Annotated in this window: 17 protein-coding genes; 11 read left to right on the top strand and 6 right to left on the bottom strand. The window is 41.0% G+C overall.

What is annotated here, in order from left to right; genetic code table 11:
• Positions 1 to 47: 47 nt before the first annotated feature.
• A complete protein-coding gene (locus tag LC608_RS16120; protein ID WP_229554494.1) occupies positions 48 to 1,115 on the top strand; it encodes a DUF3616 domain-containing protein in 1,068 nt (355 codons plus the stop codon).
• A gap of 23 nt (positions 1,116 to 1,138) precedes the next feature.
• Here the strand turns inward: LC608_RS16120 and LC608_RS16115 are convergent, their stop codons facing one another.
• Entirely contained in the window at positions 1,139 to 1,543 is a 405-nt protein-coding gene (locus tag LC608_RS16115; protein WP_109009783.1) for an NIL domain-containing protein, read from the bottom strand.
• 194 nt (positions 1,544 to 1,737) lie between these two features.
• Between LC608_RS16115 and LC608_RS16110 the strand changes: the two genes are divergently transcribed.
• Entirely contained in the window at positions 1,738 to 4,719 is a 2,982-nt protein-coding gene (locus LC608_RS16110) for a response regulator (protein WP_229554493.1), read from the top strand.
• Entirely contained in the window at positions 4,691 to 5,074 is a 384-nt protein-coding gene (locus tag LC608_RS16105) for a response regulator (RefSeq protein WP_229554492.1), read from the top strand. Before LC608_RS16110 ends, LC608_RS16105 begins: the two co-directional genes overlap by 29 nt.
• Before the next feature lie 211 nt (positions 5,075 to 5,285).
• On the opposite strand, the gene LC608_RS16100 is transcribed toward LC608_RS16105, so the two are convergent.
• The 5 genes from LC608_RS16100 to LC608_RS16080 all read right to left on the bottom strand — a co-directional run bounded on the left by LC608_RS16100 (position 5,286) and on the right by LC608_RS16080 (position 11,026).
• Positions 5,286 to 5,993: an actin-binding WH2 domain-containing protein gene (locus tag LC608_RS16100; protein WP_229554491.1), complete on the bottom strand. Its 708-nt coding sequence runs from the start codon at positions 5,991 to 5,993 to the stop codon at positions 5,286 to 5,288.
• Positions 5,994 to 6,035: 42 nt separating this feature from the next.
• The gene (locus tag LC608_RS16095; RefSeq protein WP_229554490.1) at positions 6,036 to 6,740 is read right to left on the bottom strand and encodes an actin-binding WH2 domain-containing protein; all 705 of its coding nucleotides are present in this window, start codon (positions 6,738 to 6,740) and stop codon (positions 6,036 to 6,038) included.
• Positions 6,741 to 6,763: 23 nt separating this feature from the next.
• Entirely contained in the window at positions 6,764 to 8,311 is a 1,548-nt protein-coding gene (locus LC608_RS16090; protein ID WP_229554489.1) for an FAD-binding oxidoreductase, read from the bottom strand.
• 319 nt (positions 8,312 to 8,630) lie between these two features.
• Positions 8,631 to 9,275, bottom strand: a complete 645-nt coding sequence (locus LC608_RS16085; protein WP_229554488.1) for a hypothetical protein — start codon at positions 9,273 to 9,275, stop codon at positions 8,631 to 8,633.
• 239 nt (positions 9,276 to 9,514) lie between these two features.
• Positions 9,515 to 11,026, bottom strand: a complete 1,512-nt coding sequence (locus tag LC608_RS16080) for a hypothetical protein (protein WP_229554487.1) — start codon at positions 11,024 to 11,026, stop codon at positions 9,515 to 9,517.
• 417 nt (positions 11,027 to 11,443) lie between these two features.
• Between LC608_RS16080 and LC608_RS16075 the strand changes: the two genes are divergently transcribed.
• The 8 genes from LC608_RS16075 (at position 11,444) to LC608_RS16040 (ending at position 22,354) form a co-directional block, all read left to right on the top strand.
• On the top strand, positions 11,444 to 11,629 hold the full coding sequence (locus LC608_RS16075; protein ID WP_229554486.1) for a hypothetical protein: 186 nt from the start codon (positions 11,444 to 11,446) through the stop codon (positions 11,627 to 11,629).
• A gap of 344 nt (positions 11,630 to 11,973) precedes the next feature.
• Positions 11,974 to 13,851 (top strand): NAD(P)H-quinone oxidoreductase subunit F, encoded by a 1,878-nt coding sequence (locus LC608_RS16070; protein ID WP_229554485.1) that lies wholly within the window; start codon positions 11,974 to 11,976, stop codon positions 13,849 to 13,851.
• A 51-nt stretch (positions 13,852 to 13,902) separates the two neighbouring features.
• Positions 13,903 to 14,628 carry a carbonic anhydrase gene (locus LC608_RS16065; protein ID WP_229554484.1) on the top strand — a complete coding sequence of 242 codons (726 nt, stop codon included), beginning with the start codon at positions 13,903 to 13,905 and terminating at the stop codon, positions 14,626 to 14,628.
• A 112-nt stretch (positions 14,629 to 14,740) separates the two neighbouring features.
• Positions 14,741 to 16,237 (top strand): NADH-quinone oxidoreductase subunit M, encoded by a 1,497-nt coding sequence (locus LC608_RS16060; RefSeq protein WP_229554483.1) that lies wholly within the window; start codon positions 14,741 to 14,743, stop codon positions 16,235 to 16,237.
• Positions 16,238 to 16,336: 99 nt separating this feature from the next.
• On the top strand, positions 16,337 to 17,644 hold the full coding sequence (locus tag LC608_RS16055) for a CO2 hydration protein (protein WP_229554482.1): 1,308 nt from the start codon (positions 16,337 to 16,339) through the stop codon (positions 17,642 to 17,644).
• A 1,227-nt stretch (positions 17,645 to 18,871) separates the two neighbouring features.
• Complete coding sequence (locus tag LC608_RS16050; RefSeq protein WP_229554481.1) at positions 18,872 to 19,081, top strand: hypothetical protein; 210 nt, start codon at positions 18,872 to 18,874, stop codon at positions 19,079 to 19,081.
• Between the two features lie 63 nt (positions 19,082 to 19,144).
• A complete protein-coding gene (locus LC608_RS16045; protein ID WP_229554480.1) occupies positions 19,145 to 20,809 on the top strand; it encodes an FAD-dependent oxidoreductase in 1,665 nt (554 codons plus the stop codon).
• Positions 20,810 to 20,962: 153 nt separating this feature from the next.
• On the top strand, positions 20,963 to 22,354 hold the full coding sequence (locus tag LC608_RS16040; protein ID WP_229554479.1) for a sensor histidine kinase: 1,392 nt from the start codon (positions 20,963 to 20,965) through the stop codon (positions 22,352 to 22,354).
• The last annotated feature ends 88 nt before the right edge of the window (positions 22,355 to 22,442 follow it).

Below are 22,442 nucleotides of genomic sequence, written 5' to 3'. Positions count from 1 at the left end.
CTATGATAGCATTATTAACCTTTACGAAAACTTAGAGATCAGATAAGATGTCAAACTCAAATTTTATTAATCAAGTTTTCTTGAGTTTTATAGATAATTTTAAAGAACATAGAAAAGACTTATCAGCATTGCTGCTAACCCACCAGAAGTATCTATGGTTAGGGTCAGATGAAACCTCAACTATTGAACGTCTCTCTTTGGTTGATACTGATAAATTTACAGATCATCAACAATTTAGGGTAGCAGAATTTATCAATTTACCTGCGCCAGAAGATGAAGAAATTGATATAGAAGGACTTGCTTATACAGATTATTACTTATGGTTTGTTGGTTCTCATAGTTACAAACGCAAAAAACCGAAATCTGATAAGACCGATGCACAAAACTTTAAAAGGCTGACAAAAATTGAATCAGAACCCAATCGTTACCTTTTAGGAAGGATTCCTTTGATAGACGGTAAGTTATTCTCATCTTGCCCACATCCCCAAAACCTAGATGTGCAATTGAATGCCGCTAAACTAGAGGTGACGAACCAAGGTAATTTGCTTCTTACTGCTTTAGCAGATGACGCGCATTTAGGCTTATTTATCAAGGCTGGAACTGCGGGAAAAGATAACGGCTTTGATATTGAAGGACTAGGCATTTATCAAAACCGGATTTTTTTGGGTTTGCGTGGGCCTGTATTGCGGGGTTGGGCTGTTGTTCTGGAAATTGAGTTAGAAGATTCTAGCCCTGGAATTCTGAAGCTGCGGCAAATTGGAGAAGCGAAGGAGTTATATAAAAAGCATTTTATCTGGTTAAATGGCTTGGGAATTCGGGATTTGTGTGTAGATGGAAATGATTTGTTGATTTTAGCTGGACCAACGATGGATTTAGATGGGCCTGTGCAAGTTTATCGCTGGACAAATGGCCTTAACTTGCGAGAAAATGTTTTCAGCAATCCAGATTTTGTACAAGATATTCCCTATGGAAATCGGCAAGACCATGCTGAGGGAATGACGCTGTTTCAGGATGTTGCTGGCATACCTTCGCTATTGGTAGTTTATGACTCTCCAGCAAAAACTAGGTTGGTGGGTGATCATAGTGTAATAGCGGATGTGTTTAAGCTGGGCTAATATCAATTTTGGATTTTAGATTGTTAAAGGTTAGTGGAGATTGCTTGTACAGGACAGGTGGGGATACACTGTTCGCAGACGATACAACGCGATCGCGTGAATGTGAGTTTGTATGTCTCTGGGTGGAGAGTGAGAGCTTCGGTAGGGCAAACCCCAGTACACAACCCACAGTGGACACACACATCCTCGTCGATCGCAATTTCGCCTAAGGTATGAGAAACATTAACATGGCGCGATCGCATCCACTCAATCGCCGCATCTAATTGATCGATATCTCCCGATAGTTCTACTACCAGTTTGCCAATTTGATTTGGGGCAACTTGGGCACGGATAATATTGGCGGCAACGTTAAACTCTTTGGCCAGTACGTAAGTGACTGGCATTTGTACGGCGCGTTTTGGGAAGGTAAGAGTTACTCGTTTTTTCACAGGTTTAACAAAGGATTTTTTCTGTTGTAGCGTATTGGGAGTTTTATGGCTTGAAAGATCATTACTCAGTTAGAGGATGTAACTAGTAAGGAATGCTGTGGTTTAATTACTTCAAAAGCACTGTAATTAATTTTGCAATTTAAGTTTATTGCTTGTTATTTGTTGTATCCATTTTAACTTGGAAAGCTTTTAACATGAAAATTTTAGTTGTAGAGGATGACGAGTTAAATGCTTATGCACTCACCGCAGTTTTGACTAACCAAAACTATGCGGTTGAAGTTGCCACTGATGGAGATGCAGCTTGGGATCTTATTCAAACTTACGATTATGATTTAATCCTACTAGATGTAATGTTACCCAAATTGGATGGCATTAGTCTTTGCCGTCAAATCCGTTCTAGTGGTCTGCAAATGCCAATATTGTTATTGACAGGGCGCGATAGTAGTCATGATAAAGCAATCGGGTTAGATGCAGGTGCAGATGACTATGTAGTTAAACCCTTTGACCAAGAGGAGTTAGTTGCTCGGATTAGGGCGCTGTTGCGTCGCAAAGTTGTAACCTCACAACCTGTGCTGGAGTATGGTCAGTTGCAGCTAGACCCTAGTAGCTGTGAAGTGACTTATGCTGGCAAGCTGCTACCACTTACGCCAAAAGAGTTTGCTCTGTTAGAACTATTCTTGCGGAATAATCACCGGGTGTTTAGCTGCGACATGATTTTAGAACATCTTTGGTCTTATGAAGATACTCCACAAGAAGAAGCTGTTCGCACTCATATCAAAGGGTTACGGCACAAACTCAAAGCTGTAGGAGCGCCCAATGATTTGGTTGAAACAGTTTATGGTATCGGCTATCGTCTGAAACAACTAGGAGAGGGAGTAGAGAATAGAGGGGAATTAGATTATGCAAAATCCTCGGTTCCAAATCTGAAATCACAGCAGCAAGCACTAATGGCAGTTGCGGAAATTTGGCAACGATTTCAAGGGCGGGTGGATGAGCAGGTGAAGGTAATAGAGCAAGCGATCGCAACTTTAAATCAAAATAGTTTAAATCCCGAATTGCTCTCACTAGCAGCCAAAGAGGCGCATACCTTAGCAGGATCTTTAGGTACTTTTGGCTTGCCTCTGGGTTCAAAATTGGCACGCAATATCGAATTGCTACTGAGTTCTAATAAAAGCTTGAGTAAATCTGAAATTAGCAACCTCGCAAGTTGGGTAAAGTTATTGCGTCGGGAAATTGAGGGAAACGACACAGCAGCAATATCTGTATCACCAACGGCACAGGTATTAAAAACAGTAACGCAACCGCCGCAAAATTACCCCCATGCAGAAACTAAAATATTGGTTGTAGATGATGATCCGCAAATTCAAGCATTGTTGCAAACCTTACTTAGTCCTTGGGGATTCAAAGCGATCGCTCTTGAAGACCCGCTTCATTTCTGGAGTACTTTAGAAGAAATTGCGCCAGATATGCTGATTCTAGATGTGGAATTACCCTATAAAAATGGTATAGAACTTTGCCAATTGGTACGTAATGATTCGCGCTGGGGTGAGTTACCCATCTTATTCCTCACTGTGCATAGCGATGCCAATATGGTAAATCAGGTGTTTAGCGTTGGTGCTGATGACTTTGTAAGCAAGCCAATTGTCGGGCCAGAACTAGTTACCCGAATCGTCAATCGCCTAGAACGAATAAAATTGCGGCAACGCATGGTGCAGGGGGGTAGGGGAGCAGGGGGAGATAGGGAAGTAAATTCGGAAGTAAATTCTTCCTCATCTTTCGATTTACGAGCTATCAACGAACTGGAACTGAGGGTAGCAGAGCGCACTGCTGAGTTAATTGCCGTGAATGGACAGTTACAGTCACAACTAGATGAACGTCAGCGAACACAAGAAGAACTACGATTTTCTGAAGCCCGATTTGCGCGGATTTTAGATATTGCTGATGATGCAATTATTTCCATTAACGGATTCCAAACCATCACCTTGTTTAATCAAGGAGCAGAGAAAATTTTCGGCTACTCTGCCCAGGAAGTGATTGGGCAGGGTCTTGATTTACTCTTACCGCAGCGCTTTTTCCAAATGCATCGTCAACATGTGGTTGACTTTGGTCAATCTCCCAATATTGCTCGCAAAATGGGTGAACGGCGTGAAATCTATGGTCGCCGCAAGGATGGCACTGAATTTCCGGCAGAGGCTTCCATCTCTAAAATTGATATGGGCAAGGAGATATTTTATACAGTTATATTGCGAGATGTCACAGAGCGTAAGCAAATTGAACGGATGAAAGATGAATTTGTCTCCGTTGTTAGTCATGAACTCCGCACTCCTTTAACCTCGATTCACGGCTCTCTAGGAATGCTAACCAGTGGTTTGCTACCGACAGACTCAGAGCAGGGAAAACGTCTGCTGCAAATTGCTACTGAAAGCGCCGAACGCCTAGTACGCTTAATCAACGACATCCTGGACATCGAGCGGATCGAGTCGGGTAAAGCGAAGATGGAACCAAAAATCTGCAATATCGTTGATCTGATTACTCAAGCAGTAAATGTCATACAGCCTCTAGCCGACAAAGCAGGAGTAACGCTATCCATTTCTGCCTTATCCGGTCAAGTATTGGCAGATTGCGATCGCATTGTCCAAACTTTAACCAATCTACTGAGTAATGCCATTAAGTTTTCGTCTCCTGGATCTACAGTTTGGTTGGGGGCGCAACAACAAGGGAATGAAGTTTTGTTGACAGTCAAAGACACCGGACGCGGTATCCCATCTGACAAACTTGAGAGTATCTTTGAGCGCTTTCAACAAGTTGACTCCTCAGATTCACGCAACCATGATGGTACTGGTTTAGGTTTGGCAATTTGTAAGAGCATTATGCAACAGCACGGCGGACGCATTTGGGCTGAAAGTGTATTAGGCGAAAGTAGCACTTTTTACGTCACTCTGCCGTTGTTTGGGGCTTTTAAAAATGCTGATTTAGAAGATTCTAACATTCCTGTAATTTATAGTCTTTATGAGCAAACTACAAATAGCCAACTAAGTCAAGATACAGAATTTTTGAATAAAGAGAGTAGGACTAACGAAGAATTTGAACAACGCATGATCGAGTTACTTCAGCGAATTACCCTGAACCAACAAGAGGATGGCAGTAATGACAACAAAGCAAATTCTAGTGGTTGATAACGAGCAGTATATTCAAGAAGTTGCCAAGATTTGCTTGGAAACAGTTGCAGGCTGGAAAGTTGAGACAGCGAGTTCTGGTCAAGAGGGCATAATTAAAGCCGAGACTTACCAACCAGATGCAATTTTACTAGATGTGATGATGCCAGGGATGGATGGTATTGCTACCTTTGAAAAATTACAAGCTAATCCGTTAACCAAAGCGATTCCGGTGATTTTGTTAACTGCCAAAATCCAGGCTTCCGATCGCCGTCGCTATACCCAGATGGGAATGATCAGTGCGATCGCTAAACCATTCAATCCTCTAGAATTAGCCACTGAAGTAGCAAGAGCGCTGGGTTGGAGTCTAGAGTAAGCTAAATACCCCTTTGTCATCTATTAACAACACGGAAAGGGTAAAAATTTAAAATCTTTCTCCTAAAAGAGAAAGATTTTACAAATACCGTGGCTATAAATATAGACGAGGAAAGAAACAGATATATAATCACAAATCATTGAGAGATGCTATATGAGTGTGCGTAAGTCCTAATCATGGGACATGATATAAAACACATATAAATCTTAGATTAACGCAAACCTAAAATTTCGGAAATCGCCGCTACAATATCCAAATAAAAGTTGCCTTTGACTGCCCGAAACAATTCAAATTTAGAGTCAGGCGCACCAAAAAACGGTCTGAGAAACCATCCTAACTGCATACCAACAAAAGCATAAAGCAATAACCAGGATCTTAAAATAGTAGTGCGGGTTTTTTTGCCGACTTCATCTTGTTGAGAAAGTAATTGCATTCCTTCATAAAGGAACTTAACGCCAAAGATGCCTGTAATGCCAAAAATTAACACATTCAACAGTTTGAAAAATTGATAAGAATCGGGTGTAGTGATCAGAAAGAATAGCGTAACTGGTGCCAAGCTGAATAAAAGCACACTAATCACTGATACAGATGTGAGCAACACAACGAAATGCTGTTGAATACTGCTCCGGGAACCAAACAAAACGTTAAAAAAGAACAACGTTGGGAAACAAATAATCAGTGTTAATAAATAAAATGCTGGGAGTTTGATAGCACCAGATAATGCCTGTGCCCAACTGTTAGATGCACCAATAATTGCGCCATATATTGCAAAGAAAATCGAACTAGATACAAACAGAGAACTAATTTTATTTTGTAATCGGACTCCCTGACGAATTTCTTCTAAAAACGCCTGGCGATCGCGCAATAAATTAACCAAAACACCAAATTGTTGAATCCCGAACTTTTCCTTATTCCGCATATTTTTATATCTTTTATATTTTATGTAATTACTAATGATTAATTAACGGATTCCTAAGAGATAGCTAATAGCTTGAATCACACTTAAATAGAAATTACCTTCTCTTTCGCGGAATAGTTGAAAAGCAGAATCAGGCGTGCCAAAAAATGGTCTAAGAGTCCATCCTAACTGACTGCCGACGAAAGCGTAAAGAAATAGCCAAAATTGTAAAATCTTCTGGCGTGTCTTACTACCTTCATTATCTTGTTCTAAAACTAAACTTGTGGCCTGATATAAAGACGAAATACCAATAAATCCTGTTAATGCAAATATGAATACATTTAATAGAATTAAAAATTGGTAGTTATTGGTGGTAATTAAGAAAAACAGTGTAATTGGTGCAAAGCTGAATAAAAGTACACTGGTAACTGAAACAGCAGTCAAGACTAATGCTAAATGCTGTCCAAATGTGCGCTTTGAACCAAAAACAACGTTAGCAAAGTACAAAGTTGGAATACAAATTAGGAGTGTGATTAAATAAAGGGCTGGAAGTTTAATAGCGGAAGACAAAGCTTGCATCCAACTATGGTATGCACCAATGATTCCGCCATAAGCAGCGAGAAATAAGGAACTGCAAACTAGTAGAGAAATGATTTTATTTGGTAATCTCGTACCTTGGCGAACTTCCTCTAGAAATCCTTGGCGATCGCGCAGGAATCCAATCAGCACCGCAAAGTATTTGATTCCTAATGATTTCTGTTCTCTCATGTTATCCTCACACAGCTAAAATTCTAAGTTTCATCTGAGTAATCACCGCCAGAACCATACTTCCAGGCATCAATCAAACGATGCCAATAATATTGTTGTTCTTTTGGTTGATTCTTAATCCATGTTTCTAGCATTGGACTTAGCGAAAGCAAGGCAGTGTACACACCTAAATTACTGTAATGTAACATCCAATCTAACAAACTGGCTAAACCTACTTGCGGAATTATCTTGGCAACTAATACAGGATGATCTAAACCAGTTTTTAACAGTGTTTTTGTTAGTGCCGAAAACTGCACTATATCCTGTAAAAATGGTTTTAGCACTGGTGTACCCAACTGTTGCATTTCCTCAAACACCGCCGAGAGTAGTTGGTTAATTTGATCTGGGGCAATTTTCTGATTTACCCCAACACTCATCGCCTTTTGAAACAACCATGTAACAGTTAAACTTGGTTGATAAGGTTGCAGTAGTGCTAAAGCTTTTGCAGATAATTGTTCTGTTTCCAGCGCTTCGTAAATGCCATAAGTTAAACGCTTCAGGTGACGCACCATTGCCCCAAAACCTCCAAAACTCAAGGGAGATTGACTACCACTGCTATCTCCGGCTGGTAGAATGCGACTCCAAGGGGTTTTGATGGGGCTTTGGCGATAGGTAGGAAAGAAACCAAATAGTGATCGCTGAAATTTCAGTTTGCTCAATTCCACTCCCTGATATTCTGGTAAAAGACGCAGATATTCCTCAAATAGAGCTTCTAAACTTAAACGTTGAGGATCTGCATCCATATAAGTAAACAAGTAAGTTGTTCTGCCATCCCTGGCTGGAAAAGCTTCCCAGAAGTACTGACATTGATTTTGCAAAGGTGTAAATGATAATAACAAGTCGCCTGAGTTATTTTCCGCAAAACCTTGGGCGCAACTTCCTACAACTAAGCACAGTGCGTCTGGTTTTTTGCCTTGACGTGCTTGTTGAGTGATGGGTGAAAGATGTCCCATTGCATCGATTAATAACCGAGTTTTAAATTGGTTATTTACCATCACCCCATCTGGATGAACCACTGCTTCAGTAAAGGGTGTGTTTTCTAACAACTTTCCACCTGCGGCCAGAAATCGAGTTTTCAAAGTAGCTAATAGATAAACTGGATCTACGCCAATATTCAAAACATCCTCTACCCAAACTTCTGTACCGCCATCAAAACTAACTCGCGCTGGGTTATATTGAGTTGCGATCGCACTTTCTAATTCTTCCTCAGTCAGCAAGTTCAATTCCACAAACACATCTAATTCTTTGCGAGAAATATTCCACTCTTGTTCCCTCCCCCGCAAAATACCCCGTTCCAGCAACGCCACCCGCAGTCCCTTCACCGCTAAGGCGCAACCAATTAAAATACCCAAAGTGCCACCGCAGATAAGCACATCAAAGTCTACAACGCCTAAAGGCTGTTGGCTTTCTTTAACTAAGGTTGGTACTGGTGCGGAGTTTTCGCGCAGAGATGTTAGGATGCGATCGCTTTGGCGTAACCCTGCTAAAGCATCGCCGGGTAATTGGGAAAGAATTTCTTCAGTTAAAGACATTTTGGAAAAACTCAACTCTACATTCCAAAATTACCTGAGAATGAAGAAAGTAGCTGAATAAAAAGACCTATCCCTGGTTTTACTACCTAAAAACGTCCGTTTCCGAGTCGGCTACGGTGTACAGATAAGCCTGAAGTAGTTTACGAATCTGGTTTTTACCCCACCCTAACCCTCCCCTTGTAAAGGGGAGGGAACTAGATTTCTTTTTTCCCCCCTTTACAAGGGGGGATTAAGGGGGGTAATTCGACTTTTGTATAGTCAAAGGAAAGAATTGAGCTTTAATTTAAGGCTAGGAGAGGTTTGTTGAACTCGCGTTAAATTATGCTAAACCGAATAATTTTGCGATCGCAGGCAATAATTTATTACCCGCTTCTACCAGTGATGCAACAGCAGGTAAGCCTGTAAATATCCCTTTCAACATGGTGATTGCTGCCTTTGCAGTCTTCTGCTTGGTGGATTCTTGGGGATTTTTACCTGCTTCTGCCAAAGTGTTCACCTGTTCTAGCGCTTCGGTTTTGTCTTCTTCTGGTAAATATGTGGATTGGATGATTGCATCTTGCAACTGCGACAATAATTCTTTGATTCCTGGTTTCTCGGCATCGGTTGCATCAGGTAACTGAGTGAGGGCAATACTCACGTTACCGCTAATGGTTCCTAGATTAGCAATAGAATTATTGCCAGCAATACCGCTAACATTACTGCTGCCTTCAATATTGATGCCACTGATATCTGACATGTTGGTATCTCCTTGTGTATAAAATTTCGGCTGCCCAAGTGCAGTTGTGAGCATATTTTTTAAATCACTAACATAACTATCTTCTTCTATCAGCAATAATTGCTGACTCTGCGATAAAGCTTTAAGTTGATTATAGTCATCAAAATATTCTGCACTCAGTTGAGATTTATCGCTACCTGCGGCGGTTTTGGCTCTGAGCAAGATTTTATCATCGCCGCGTTTCTCCATTGCCACGATTTCTAACTGAGCTTCGGGATGGTTTTCGGCAAGGTTTTTGAAGGCAATGGCAACAGCGCGAGGGTCAACGCCTTGATTATGGTAAAGGTCGAGGGTGTCAAAAATTGGCTTGATAAAGTTGGCAAAATCCCCGTCTGCAAATACCTCTTGTTTATTATCAGGTTTACGGAGGGGGTATCTGTTGTATAAATTTGCCCATTTTCAGTGATTTGGCTACTCTAGAAGAAAAATCATTTGATGATATACCAAATACCATTATTGCTTTGACGTAAAAGCTGGTATCTTTGCTCAACAAATTCCAGCAGCTTGGGAAAATTTTCTTTGATAATCGCCTGTGGTTCATAATCAATGAAGATATAAGGAGGCTTTGATGAATCTAACTGCTCTACAAGTGCTAACCATTGCTCAGGCAAAAAATATTCAAGCGCCCAACCACGTAGTATTGTTGCTTGAGTCCGACCAGAAAAGTAGTAAATAGATGGATCACCAGCTACATAAATCTCACCAGCAAGACTTCCTGGTTGAGATATTAAGTTAGCCTCTGAGTGAAGGGATGGATATTTTTTTCTAAAGACAGTCTGATATTTCAATCGTGTATCTTCAGTTAAAGCAAACTTATTATTAACCAGAGTTACACTCTTTTTTATAAGAGTGGATGAAAAAGGTAAGAACAATAAAAATATGAGCATAATTGTCGGTATTTGCGAACTCAATTCTTTTAAAGAGTCCCATAATACATCTAATCCTTTTGTTGCTAAAATACCTACAGGTACAAATAATAATAAAAAATGGTATTCCCACAATGCTTTATATTGTAGAGCAATAACACTCAAACCAAAAATGCACCAAACAACAAGTAACAAAGTTAATATATCCTTAGACTTACGCCATGAAGAATCTATTGCCACAATAGCTATTAAAGCTAAAGGATAAAAATTCTGTAAGAACCATTTTATTCCCGAAATAAAATCTTTTTGATTTAATGCAGAGTTAGCAATAATAAGAGGCGGATATATAAAAAATGTCTGATACACTATTGAAAAACTATTAAACCACGCAAAGTAGCTGGCAACCATTAAAAGAGGAAAGATAATACCTATAAAAATCGGCAAACAAATCTCAATAAATATTTTTTGAATGCCCTGTCGCTTTATTAATAAAGAATACATTAATATAGTTAACCAAAAGGAAAATAATATCAGCAAAAATATTAATTTAAATAAAAGGACAATTCCGCCAATAAAGCCTGAGAGGAAAAGCAGGATAACTCTTTGCTTTCCTTTGCTTTTAAAAGATTGAAAAGTTAGCCAAAGACAAAGGAATAAAGGAAAACCAACCAGCGCTTCTACTTGAGTAAGATGCCAAGCGCCTGAAACAACATAGTAAACGCCAACCGTTAACAAAGGTACTAGGCTTGCGATTATCTGATGCCGAAAATAGCTTTTTAGAGTCAGCAGCAATATTATCGAAAATAATACCATGTAAATAAGTTCAAAAGCATGGATGCCAATCTCATTAAAACCAAACAAAGTTCCCGCCAAAAAGTAAAAGCAGAAAATTCCTGGTTGCTTTACATCCCAAAAATCACGATAGAGTATCTTCCCTTGCTGCATCTCTAAAGCACCTAGCCTAAAAAATGCTTGATCTCCGTCAAATGGAAAAGGTAAATGTACAAGACCAATGACGACAATAATAATTACAACTAAAAAGTCAATTCTATTTAATTTAGTAGTACTAATCATGACATTTTTAATTTAAATACAAGTGACTACCCCGCATTAGTGAATATCCTAGCGAGTTAACAGTAAGTATGTAGCTTCTTAGTCACTGATAATATTTAGATAATGTTTATAAACTGTAAAGAAACTGTAATAGGGAATGGCTATAAGCCTCTTATTACTTAACTTTAATCTTAACTTTGCAATGTTTTACCACACTTTTTAGAGTTTGCAAATGTTTGCAGTGTAAGCAAAACTTCATATTTATATGTTGTTTTAATAAGCATGTGGGCATGGAAAAACTAAACTATGTAAAGATAAATAAGTCGAATGCATTACTAACGGAACGTCTAAACCGTTGCTTTGATAAACTGCAAGTATGTCTTAAGTATTAATGTAGATATAGATACAGCACGATAACTTGCATTAAAGGAAATACTGATGGAGCGTTCAAAATTAGTTGCCATTATTACAGGTGCGATTTCGGTCATTTTAGCGATCGCTTACCTCATCTTAGTCCAACTCCTTGACTACCGGGACATGAAACCCGCGCCCATCAGCCAATTTGGCCAAGCACCTGCGATTATTTGTATTTTTTCGCAGATTGACAAAACTACCGAAGGGTGAGTCACATTTAGCTGAATTGTAGAGACGCAAAGGACTTGCGTCTTTTATCCTTTATGTCAATAAGTAAAAACTCATGATGAATAGATAAAAAACAATAGTTATTATTCATTACTCAAATAGTTTTTTATATAAGATTTATTTAGAGTATTTATCTCAAATTTGTTTAGATAAAGTAATACCATTTTGACAAAGATAACGGTAAGCTGTTTTTAAGAAAATTAAATAAAGATAAAATTGTCTGATCTGCCTAGGCGTAGCCTATCGTAGACATCGCTAGGTTAACGGGGATCAACGCGAGTTGATTCAAACCCCCAAATTTTTGATGACAATATAGAGGTAAGTTGATGGCTCAGTTTCTACTTGAGACTGTTTGGCTAGTTCCGTGCTATGCCTTAATAGGTGGCTTGTTAGCCGTACCTTGGTCGCCGGGGATCATTCGCAAAACTGGCCCAAGACCGGCGGGTTACGTAAATTTGGTAATGACATTTTTGGCGTTTGTACATAGTGCGATCGCCTTACAAGCAACTTGGAATCAGCCAGCCCAAGAAGTATTTATTCCTTGGTTATCTACAGCTGGTTTAGACCTCACCATTGCTTTGGAAATATCCTCAGTGAGTGTCGGCGCTTTAGTTGTGATTAGTGGCTTGAATTTGCTGGCGCAAATTTATGCGATTGGCTACATGGAAATGGACTGGGGTTGGGGACGTTTCTATTCCTTATTAGGATTATTTGAAGCTGGACTATGTGCCCTTGCTCTGTGTAATAACTTGTTCTTCAGCTATGTAATTTTGGAAGTCCTGACGCTGGGAACCTACCTACTAGTCGGCTTATGGTTTAGCCAGCCGTTAGTAGTCTCAGGAGCGAGAGATGCTTTCTTAACTAAGCGGGTGGGAGACTTATTCTTACTAATGGGCGTGTTGGCACTATGGCCCCTAGCCGGAACTTGGAGTTATCCAGAACTAGCAAAGTGGGCGGCTACTGCTAACGTCAACCCGACAACCATGACACTGGTAGGTTTAGCCTTAATTGCCGGGCCGATGGGTAAATGTGCCCAGTTCCCCCTGCATTTGTGGTTAGATGAAGCGATGGAAGGCCCTGTTCCGAGTACGATTTTGCGGAACTCGGTAGTAGTAGCTAGTGGTGCATGGGTACTGATTAAACTGCAACCTGTGTTAACCATCTCGCCCATAGTTTCCTCAGCTATGGTGGCCATTGGGGTAGTGACAGCGTTGGGTGCTTCTTTAATTGCGATCGCTCAAATTGACCTTAAGCGCTGCCAATCCTATTCTGTCAGCGCCTACATGGGTTTAGTATTCATTGCTGTGGGAACGCAACAAAATGAAGCGGCGTTATTGTTAGTACTCACCCATGCCATATCCGCAGCCCTGTTAGTAATGAGTACTGGCGGAATTATCTGGAATAGTATCACCCAAGACGTAACCCAATTAGGCGGATTGTGGACACGTCGCCCGATTTCAGCAATAGCCTTTATCGTCGGGACTTTGGGATTAATTGGTTTTCCACCTTTGGGTAGCTTTTGGGCGTTAGTGAAACTAGCAGATGGCTTGTGGGAAACGCAACCTTGGTTAGTGGGAGTAGTGATAGCGGTAAATGCTTTAACAGCCGTGAGTTTAACCAGAGAATTCGGTTTAATTTTTGGTGGTAAACCTACACAAATGAGTCAGCGATCGCCTGAAGCACACTGGCCAATGATTTTGCCAATGATGATTTTACTTGGTGTCAGTCTACATCTTCCTTTAGTGTTGCAAAGCTTATCACTTTTACCAGATTGGGCAACTGTAAATAAAGATGTCGCACTGCTTTTAATTTGGTCAAGTCTTTTCGGTTGCAGTATAACTGGCGTGATTTATTTAGGCAATATTCCTAAACCGATTCGCCTCCCTTGGCAAGGTTTACAAGACTTGTTCGCATACGACTTTTACACCCCCAAACTCTATAAAGTGACCATTATTTTTGGAGTTGCCAAAATTTCCCAACTTGCCGATATGATTGACCGCTTTGTAGTCGATGGCATCGTTAATTTCGTTGGTTTATTTTCGCTATTAGGTGGCGAAGGTCTTAAATACAGCACCTCTGGACAAACCCAGTTTTATGCCTTAACCGTTCTTTTAGGAGTAGGTGTTTTAGGAATGTGGGTGACTTGGCAATTTTGGGGAATCCAGTTTTTAAATTTGGTTTTTCCAATTTCGACAATCGGGTAGCAGTAACTATCCTACTAAAAGTTAACAGTTTAATATTTTGAGGAGAATTCCATGAGCAGACAACATCCCAAATTCAATCTTTCCAGAAGAAGTTTATTCAAGTTTGGTGCAGGTGCCATCGGAACAAGTGTATTGACAGCCGGACTTAGCTCAAACTTACTTGCTGCCGAAAAAAAAGCCCCAGTAGCGCCAGCAGAAGGTGATATTACCCCTGATAAAGCATTGCAAGAATTATTAGATGGGAATGATAGATTTGTTAAAGCAAAACGTCGCAATCCCAACCAAACTCAATCACGTTTACTCGAAGTTGCCAAAAGTCAAAAGCCCTTTGCTTCTATTTTAGGTTGTGCAGATTCACGAGTTCCTTCAGAGATTGTTTTTGACCAAGGACTTGGAGATTTATTTGTCTGCCGTATAGCTGGGAATATTGCCACACCACAGCAAATTGGTAGCTTAGAATTTGGCAGTTTAGTATTAGGCTCCAAAGTCATTATGGTAGTAGGGCATGAAAGATGTGGTGCGGTAGATGCCGCAATCAAAGGTGCTCAAGTGCCAGGGCGAATTGGAACTTTGCTTGAAGCAATTAAACCAAGTGTAGAAAGTTCAAAAGGAAAGCCAGGAGATAAGTTAGAAAATGCTTGTAAAGCAAATATTTTGGCGCAAGTTGAAGAATTGAAATCATCATCTGTTTTATCTGAATTGATCAAGGCAGAAAAGCTGAAAATAGTTGGTGGTTATTACGATTTAGATACTGGCAGAATCAGTATGGTTAGTTAGATTTTTTCAATCTCGTTTCCAGGTTCAACCTGGAAATGTAGTTTGTTGCTATGCTGCCGCGAATTCAGAGACATTTATAACAATTACCAATTTTCTAAAATCCCCAATTGCCATGTTAAGTGTTTTGATTTGGCTCCCAATTTTCGCTGCTATCGTTATAGCAATATTACCTGCAAGTTTCCCTAAACATCGTATTCGTTTAACAGCATTAATTTTTTCTGGGATAGTTCTTTTCTGGAACCTTTTTATCCTGCTAAAATTTGATATCAGTAATCCAGGGATGCAATTTAAAGAGTATTTACCCTGGAACGAAACCCTTGGCTTGAGCTATCAAATAGGTGTTGATGGGCTTTCTATATTAATGTTGGTGTTAAATAGCCTGCTCACCTGGATTTCTATTTACAGCAGCAGTAAAGAAACTGAACGCCCCCGGCTGTTCTACTCCATGATTTTATTAGTGAGTGGAGGAGTCGCAGGTGCTTTCCTAGCTGAAAATTTGCTGTTATTCTTCCTATTCTACGAACTAGAATTAATCCCTTTCTACTTACTAATTTCCATTTGGGGAGGGGAAAAACGGGCTTATGCTGGGATTAAATTCCTGATTTATACTGCTGTTTCAGGAGCATTAATTCTGGCAACATTCTTGGGTATGGTGTGGCTGAGTGGTTCTACCAATTTTGCTTTTGATGCAGTCTCTACAGAAAACCTGTCAACAGCAAAACAAATCCTTTTACTAGCAGGGATAGTACTGGGTTTTGGTATTAAAATTCCCTTAGTTCCCTTCCATACTTGGCTACCGGATGCTTACGTTGAGGCTTCAGCACCAATTGCCATTCTTCTCGGTGGCGTATTAGCAAAGTTGGGAACTTATGGATTGTTGCGATTTGGGTTAGGTATGTTTCCCCATGCTTGGAGTATCATTGCACCGACTTTGGCAATTTGGGGAGCAGTCAGCGCTATCTATGGGGCAGTAGTTGCGATCGCTCAAAAAGATATCAAGCGCATGGTAGCATACAGTTCCGTCGGTCACATGGGCTATATCTTGCTAGCTGGTGCTGCTGGTACTCCCTTAGCACTTGTGGGTGCAGTCGCCCAAATGTTTAGCCACGGTATCATCCTGGCGATTCTCTTCCACTTGGTGGGAGTCGTGGAAGCCAAAGTCGGTACTCGCGAGTTAGATAAACTTAATGGTTTGATGAGTCCCATACGCGGTTTACCTCTAATTAGTGCCTTACTAGTTTTAGGTGGGATGGCTAGTGCTGGTATTCCTGGTTTAACAGGATTTATCGCGGAATTTATCGTTTTTCAAGGTAGTTTCTCTGTCTTTCCTATCCCGACTATTTTGTGTGTAGTAGCTAGTGGATTAACCGCAGTTTATTTTGTCATCCTCCTCAACCGCACTTGTTTTGGCAAACTAGATAACTTTGCCTACTATCCTAAAGTTCTTTGGTCTGAGAAAATACCAGCTTTAATTTTGGCAGCTTTTATCATCTTTTTGGGAGTACAACCCACTTGGTTAGTGCGTTGGAGTGAATCCACAACTACAACAATGGTGGCTGCAATTCCCGCTTTAGAAAAAACCGTAATCTCTGAAGTCGCGCTCAAATAGAAAATACATCAAAACCCTTGTAGAGACGGCGATTTATCGCGTCTCAAAATTTATCCCCCCAGACGCGATAAATCGCGTCTCTACCAATTTACAATTACCATGACAGCAATTAAAACAGCGATTAAATTACCTCCTTCCAAGCACGAATTTGCTGATGTAATTCACCGCTTAGAAGCAGGCGGTGCAATGTTACCGGATACTCCAGAAAATTTGATGCAAATCATCGGTTTATATAAAGCTTATGCTGTGCCGATGGATTTTTACTGGCGCGACCTACTTTATATTGCCGAACGCGAATTTTTAAACCCGCTTCCCTTCTTCAAATACTTCTTACCCAAAGAATATTTAGAACTGCATAATCATTACGCTGGCGACGATGCCGATTTGCGAATTTGGCGCGGGGAAGCTACTGCACATCCAGAACTTTTGGCATTTATTGAAAAAGGTGAAACCTTCAAAATGCCGAAATTGTTGCATCACTTGTTCCACGATCGCATTAACATGGAATTTGCTGAAGCTTGTATGCGGGCGATGTTGTGGCACAGAGGGATGGGTGGACAATTTGACCCTTACTTAGATTCCGAAGAATACAAAGCCAACGCTGACAAGGCAATTAAAGCTTACTTCCAAGGCAACCCCGTAATGCTGGGGCTTTACAAGCTGTTCCCCGATATGTTTTTGGAACAGTGCCGCCAGATGTCATACTACGCTAATCTGGGCTTATTCTGGGAAATCATGGCCCCAGTGTTCTTTGAAATGTCCGATCGCTATGACGAAGGTACCATTAGCAGCGTCCCAGAGGCAATGAGTTTCTTAGTTAATGGTATATTTGCGATCGCAGGCCGTCCCATTTACCATCACGTTTATATTCGTGGTGAATGCTACGAAATTATCCCCAAATCTAAAGGTTTTATGTGGCTATATGAAGCAGCATTACCTTATGTAGAAGCTGTTTTCTACCGCACCGCACCCTTCCGAGGGACAAAATCTTATAATGCTCAAGCGCGTCAAGTACCAGAAGACCAGAAAGACTTTCATTATGGTATTCTTTACGCTGATGTATTTCCAGTGGGTACTGCTGGCATTCCCCCCACATTATTAATGCAAGATATGTTGCATTTTTTGCCGCCATATCTTGTTGATTACTACAGCCAACATTGCCGGGGTGAAGAAGATATGTTGATTCAGTTGGGAGTTAGTTTTCAACGGTCAATGTACTGTGTAACTTCTGCGGTAATTCAAGCCTTGAGAACTGCACTTTTATATCCATTAGATGACCCAAATCCCAAGCATTTACAAGCAAATCGAGACTTTTTTGAGATGCAGCTAAATCGCTTTACTCGATCCGATTACAATATTCGTGATGCTGCTCGTTTGGGGAGTATTCAAAAGCAAGATTATAGATAAGAGATACACCTAACATCATGTGCGGCTAAAAACTTATCATTTAGAGCGCAGGGAGCAGGGAGCAGGGGGAAAGAGGCTTTTCCGATTTTTGCACAGATCCGGTAATCATAAGTGATTCACCGGACTTGATATAAGAGATTATAAACTCGGCTCCTGCTCCTGGTGCTGAAATACACTAGAATTGCCCGTTTTTATGAAGAGTCTGATTCCGTCATCATTTGCCGAGAAAACATCCCAATAACACCTACAGTCTCACCTTCAATAATTAAAGGATAGCCAGCAAAAGCAACCATACCCTCACGCTTTGCCCATTCTTAATTGCTGACGCGGGGATCTGTTTGCGACTTTTCAGCAACTATACTTAGCTGTTTATTCTAAAATGAGTGTTCGATAAAAATTGATACTTTTTGCTAAGTTTTATTGGTTATAGAGTGTTAAAGTAAAGGTATATATAAAGATTGAAAATTTAGTCATTTAAATAAGATTTTTTATCAAATCATTTTACTTATTATTAAAACCTATTAATTGATCAAGAGAGCTATATATTTTAATTTTTACGATAAAATAATATAAAAAACCTTAATTATTGCTTAATTTTTTTGGTAATAATTTTATTTGAAGTCTTAAAAGAATAGTAAAATTACCGAAATTAATCAAATTAATCATATAGCGTTTTCAAGCGCCTGATATATTCAGTGTAAGAAGAATTTATATTGGTATATTATTAACTAATAAACTAAGTGAAAGCATGATGTAGCTGCGATAGTTATCTCATTACTGGAATTAAGATGCGATCGCCATCACCAATGTTTCGGTTCTAGTAATAGGTGTGGGCGTTACATCTGAGAATAGCTTTAGCTGATTAGGTTCCACGGATATTAGGGAGAGCGTGCCAACTAGCTGAATTACTCCCTAAAACCGAAATGTAATAAATCTGTTAACGAGTTTACCAGAGCGATCGCTCGTACACAGTATCATCTTAAAAGCCGCACTCATAATCCCAATGCACCCTTAAGGTATAGTCTCGGTCAAATTCAGCGTTAGGATTTAAAATAGCTTTATGATTTTTATGAGACGCATATTTGAAGTTATTTAGCTCTACTACCAAAAGATTCTTAAGTTTATTCTGGAACATAGTGAGTGGTGAATCACCTTTATGTATATTCGTGCAATGCTGGTATTGAAGGTTCTTTCATCGCCAAAGAAAGTGCAGGGAGATAAAAAAGTATGGCTGAACATGTATTTCATGACCAACTGAGTTTAGAAGAACAAACTGAAAAACTCGGAAAGCAAGCACTCAGCTTAGGTTTGATTCCCAGCTTTGTGGTGCATTACTTTCCCGATACCTGGATATTTTATATACCTAATGAAAGTCAATCAGAAGGGCTGACACCAGAAGAGGCATACTTTCGTTTAAAACAACTAGTTGAACAGTAGATATTTTGACGACAAATTTTTGAACATAAGACTAGACAGTGCAATTATTAAGTAACAGTAGTTATGGCGAAACCTGCAATTCTAACCGTCGATGATGATCCAGAAGTGTTACAAGCTGTGTCAAGAGACTTGCGGCATCAGTATGGCGATCGCTTCCGCATTGTCCGGGCAGATTCCGGTATTACCGCTCTGGACGTGGTGCAGCAACTAAAATTGCGGAATGAAGCAGTTGCTCTATTTTTGGTTGATCAAAGAATGCCCCAAATGGGAGGTGTGGAGTTCCTTGAACAGGCAAAAGGTATCTTTCCTGATGCAAAACGTGCTTTGCTAACAGCTTATGCAGATACCGATGCAGCTATTAAGTCAATTAATAGTGCCAAACTTGATTACTACTTACTTAAACCCTGGAATCCCCCAGAAGAGCGACTATATCCGGTTTTGGATGATTTGTTAGATGACTGGCTAGCTGGATTTCGCCCACCCTTTGAAGGTATTCGAGTCATTGGTAATCGCTGGTCGCCTTTTTCTCATCAGGTGAAAGACTTCCTTGCACGTAACCAGATTCCATACAACTGGTTAGATATTGAACTGGAGCCAGATGCAGCAAAATTAGTAGAATACGCAGAAGCTGATGGCAGACAACAATTGCCTCTGGTGCTGTTTCCCGATGGTTCCCGATTAATCCAACCATCTAATTTAGAGATTGCTGCCAAAATTGGATTGCAAACCCAGGCAGAGCGCCCATTTTATGATTTAGCGATCGTGGGTGGTGGGCCTGCCGGACTAGCAGCAGCCGTCTATGGTGCTTCCGAGGGATTAAGTACAGTCTTAATTGAGCGTGAGGCTCCGGGCGGACAAGCAGGCACGAGTTCACGCATTGAGAATTATTTAGGGTTTCCTGTTGGCTTGAGCGGCAGCGATTTGGCCAGGCGGGGAGTCACCCAGGCGCGGCGATTTGGGGTAGAAATTCTCACTCCTCAAGTAGTCACCGGAGTTAAGCTGCAAGATCCTTACCGGGTTCTGCAATTAGCGGACGGCAGCGAGATTAGTTGCCATGCACTTTTAGTTGCAACGGGTGTTTCCTACCGTTGGCTAAATGTCCCAGGAGCTGAGAAGCTTACAGGGGCAGGAATTTATTACGGTGCTGCCATGACTGAAGCGATCGCCTGTACCAATGAAGAAGTTTACTTGGTAGGTGGGGCCAATTCTGCCGGACAGGCAGCAATGCACTTTTCTAAATATGCCAGCAAAGTGATCATGTTGGTGCGGGGTGAATCACTATCATTGAGTATGTCGCAATACTTGATTGACCAAATTGCAGCTACTGCAAATATCAAAGTTTGCACAAATTGCAGCGTCGTGGAAGTGAAGGGAGATGAACATCTAGAAGAAATTGTAATTGCCCATGCCTTGACTGGACAAACTGAAACCGTGCCAGCGCGATCGCTTTTTATCTTCATCGGTGCTAGCCCCAAAACGGATTGGCTTGATGGCGTTATTCGGCGCGATACTCAGGGGTTTATCATCACAGGCCCCGACTTGATGCATAATGGCAAATCTCCTCCAGGTTGGCCTTTAGAACGCTCTCCTTTCTTGCTAGAATCCAACGTTCCTGGCATATTTGCAGCCGGAGATGTGCGCTATGGGTCAATTAAGCGGGTGGCATCCGGTGTGGGAGAAGGTTCGATCGCTATTCAATTCGTTCACCGCTACCTGAGCAATGTTTAGGGACTTCCAAATAAAAAATATACCATCCCTATAGAGGCAGGGGGCAGGGAGCAGGGAGCAGGGGGAGAAAAAATCGTTTTGATTCCAAAAATTGGATAATTTATTTTTTGGAGTTCCCTTAGCTGAAATGGGAAAAACTAAGGAGGTTGATTGATGTTGTGTATTGAAGAATTGATCAACTTAGACCCGTTTCAACAGCTTTCTAAAAAGCAGTTGGAGTGGGTTTGCGATCGCGCTCAAACAGTTGAACTCCGTGCCTCAGAAGTGTTGGTGCATGAAGGAGATCCTGGACGCGGCTTATTTATCCTAGTCAAAGGTAAAATGAATCTTACCCGCCGCAGTCAAGGAGTTGAAATTCCCATCGGGCAACATGAAGCCCCATCCTTTTTTGGGGAAATTCCAGTTCTCACAGATGAACCTGTACCTGTGACAATTCGGGCATTGACAGATTGCAACCTTTATGAAGTTAAGGCAGAGGATTTTCGTAAACTGCTGCATGAATGTCGTGATTTTGAGCGGATGGTCTTTCGCATTATGGAACGTCGGCTGCGGGGGCTAGAGTCCTTTATTCGTGGGCGGGAAAAGATGGCGGCTTTAGGGACACTTGCCGCCGGTTTGGCTCATGAACTTAACAACCCAGCTTCAGCACTTGTTCGGACTTTAGGGGAAATGCCAGCCGCTATCCTAGAGCTACAACGAATGAATTTAGTGTATGGGCAACGTAATGTTGAAGAAGCACATACTCAAAACTGGTTGAGGGTGAGGGATCAGGGTTATGATGCGATTTTAAATAATCGTCTAGATCCGGTGACATTAAGCGATCGCGAAACGGTGTTGCTGGAATGGTTAGAAGATTATGGCGTGAAGCAGGCATGGAAATTAGCAGAACCTTTAGCGGAAGGTGGGATTGAGGTCGAAACCTTAGATCATCTCATGGAACGTTGGCGCAACGACGACACTGAATTGCGAGAGATGGGATTGCACTGGCTATCGCTCTCGTTTGAAGTCATGTCAATGATTAAACATGGTTTGCGAGGAGCCGAGAGGATTTCTGAACTTGTGCAAGCGATGAAGTCATACTCTTACCTCGATCAAGGCGTTCAGCAAGAAGTGAATGTGCATCAAGGTTTAGAAGATACATTGCGATTGTTTGCTTATCAACTCAAGTGCGGCATTCAAGTACAACGCAATTACGATCAACATCTTCCTAAAATCCTTGCTTATGGCAGCGAACTCAATCAGGTGTGGACGAACTTAATTGACAACGCCATTGATGCAATGGATGGTAAGGGACTGCTGGAAATTACAACACACCATTGCGAGCGCTTTGCCCATATTGACATCATCGATTCTGGTAGTGGAATTCCACCTGAAATTAAAACCCGCATTTTTGAACCTTTCTTCACCACTAAATCAGTGGGGCGTGGTTCAGGACTCGGTTTGGAAACCGTTCGCCGGATTGTAGAAAATCGCCATCACGGTACGCTTTCATTTGAGTCACAGCCAGGCAGAACTTGTTTCACCATCCGCTTGCCTTATCTCTAAACCCTGCTTTCTGCATTTGTGCAAAAGTCTCTAACTGTTTGCTCATTCCAATAAAAATGGGCTGCTATTTTTCCATGTACCAGCTATG

It is taken from the genome of Nostoc sp. XA010, from assembly GCF_020829625.1.
Lineage (GTDB): Bacteria > Cyanobacteriota > Cyanobacteriia > Cyanobacteriales > Nostocaceae > Nostoc.
The sequence above is the reverse complement of the archived record's forward strand: the minus strand, read 5'-3'. Positions and strand labels throughout refer to the sequence as shown.

Bases quoted from the DNA above. Each gene is read 5' to 3' on its own strand.
- LC608_RS16120 (WP_229554494.1), top strand. From the start codon at position 48: ATGTCAAACTCAAATTTTATTAATCAAGTTTTCTTGAGTTTTATAGAT.
- LC608_RS16110 (WP_229554493.1), top strand. From the start codon at position 1,738: ATGAAAATTTTAGTTGTAGAGGATGACGAGTTAAATGCTTATGCACTC.
- LC608_RS16105 (WP_229554492.1), top strand. From the start codon at position 4,691: ATGACAACAAAGCAAATTCTAGTGGTTGATAACGAGCAGTATATTCAA.
- LC608_RS16100 (WP_229554491.1), bottom strand. From the start codon at position 5,993: ATGCGGAATAAGGAAAAGTTCGGGATTCAACAATTTGGTGTTTTGGTT.
- LC608_RS16095 (WP_229554490.1), bottom strand. From the start codon at position 6,740: ATGAGAGAACAGAAATCATTAGGAATCAAATACTTTGCGGTGCTGATT.
- LC608_RS16090 (WP_229554489.1), bottom strand. From the start codon at position 8,311: ATGTCTTTAACTGAAGAAATTCTTTCCCAATTACCCGGCGATGCTTTA.
- LC608_RS16085 (WP_229554488.1), bottom strand. From the start codon at position 9,275: ATGGAGAAACGCGGCGATGATAAAATCTTGCTCAGAGCCAAAACCGCC.
- LC608_RS16080 (WP_229554487.1), bottom strand. From the start codon at position 11,026: ATGATTAGTACTACTAAATTAAATAGAATTGACTTTTTAGTTGTAATT.
- LC608_RS16075 (WP_229554486.1), top strand. From the start codon at position 11,444: ATGGAGCGTTCAAAATTAGTTGCCATTATTACAGGTGCGATTTCGGTC.
- LC608_RS16070 (WP_229554485.1), top strand. From the start codon at position 11,974: ATGGCTCAGTTTCTACTTGAGACTGTTTGGCTAGTTCCGTGCTATGCC.
- LC608_RS16065 (WP_229554484.1), top strand. From the start codon at position 13,903: ATGAGCAGACAACATCCCAAATTCAATCTTTCCAGAAGAAGTTTATTC.
- LC608_RS16060 (WP_229554483.1), top strand. From the start codon at position 14,741: ATGTTAAGTGTTTTGATTTGGCTCCCAATTTTCGCTGCTATCGTTATA.
- LC608_RS16055 (WP_229554482.1), top strand. From the start codon at position 16,337: ATGACAGCAATTAAAACAGCGATTAAATTACCTCCTTCCAAGCACGAA.
- LC608_RS16050 (WP_229554481.1), top strand. From the start codon at position 18,872: ATGGCTGAACATGTATTTCATGACCAACTGAGTTTAGAAGAACAAACT.
- LC608_RS16045 (WP_229554480.1), top strand. From the start codon at position 19,145: ATGGCGAAACCTGCAATTCTAACCGTCGATGATGATCCAGAAGTGTTA.
- LC608_RS16040 (WP_229554479.1), top strand. From the start codon at position 20,963: ATGTTGTGTATTGAAGAATTGATCAACTTAGACCCGTTTCAACAGCTT.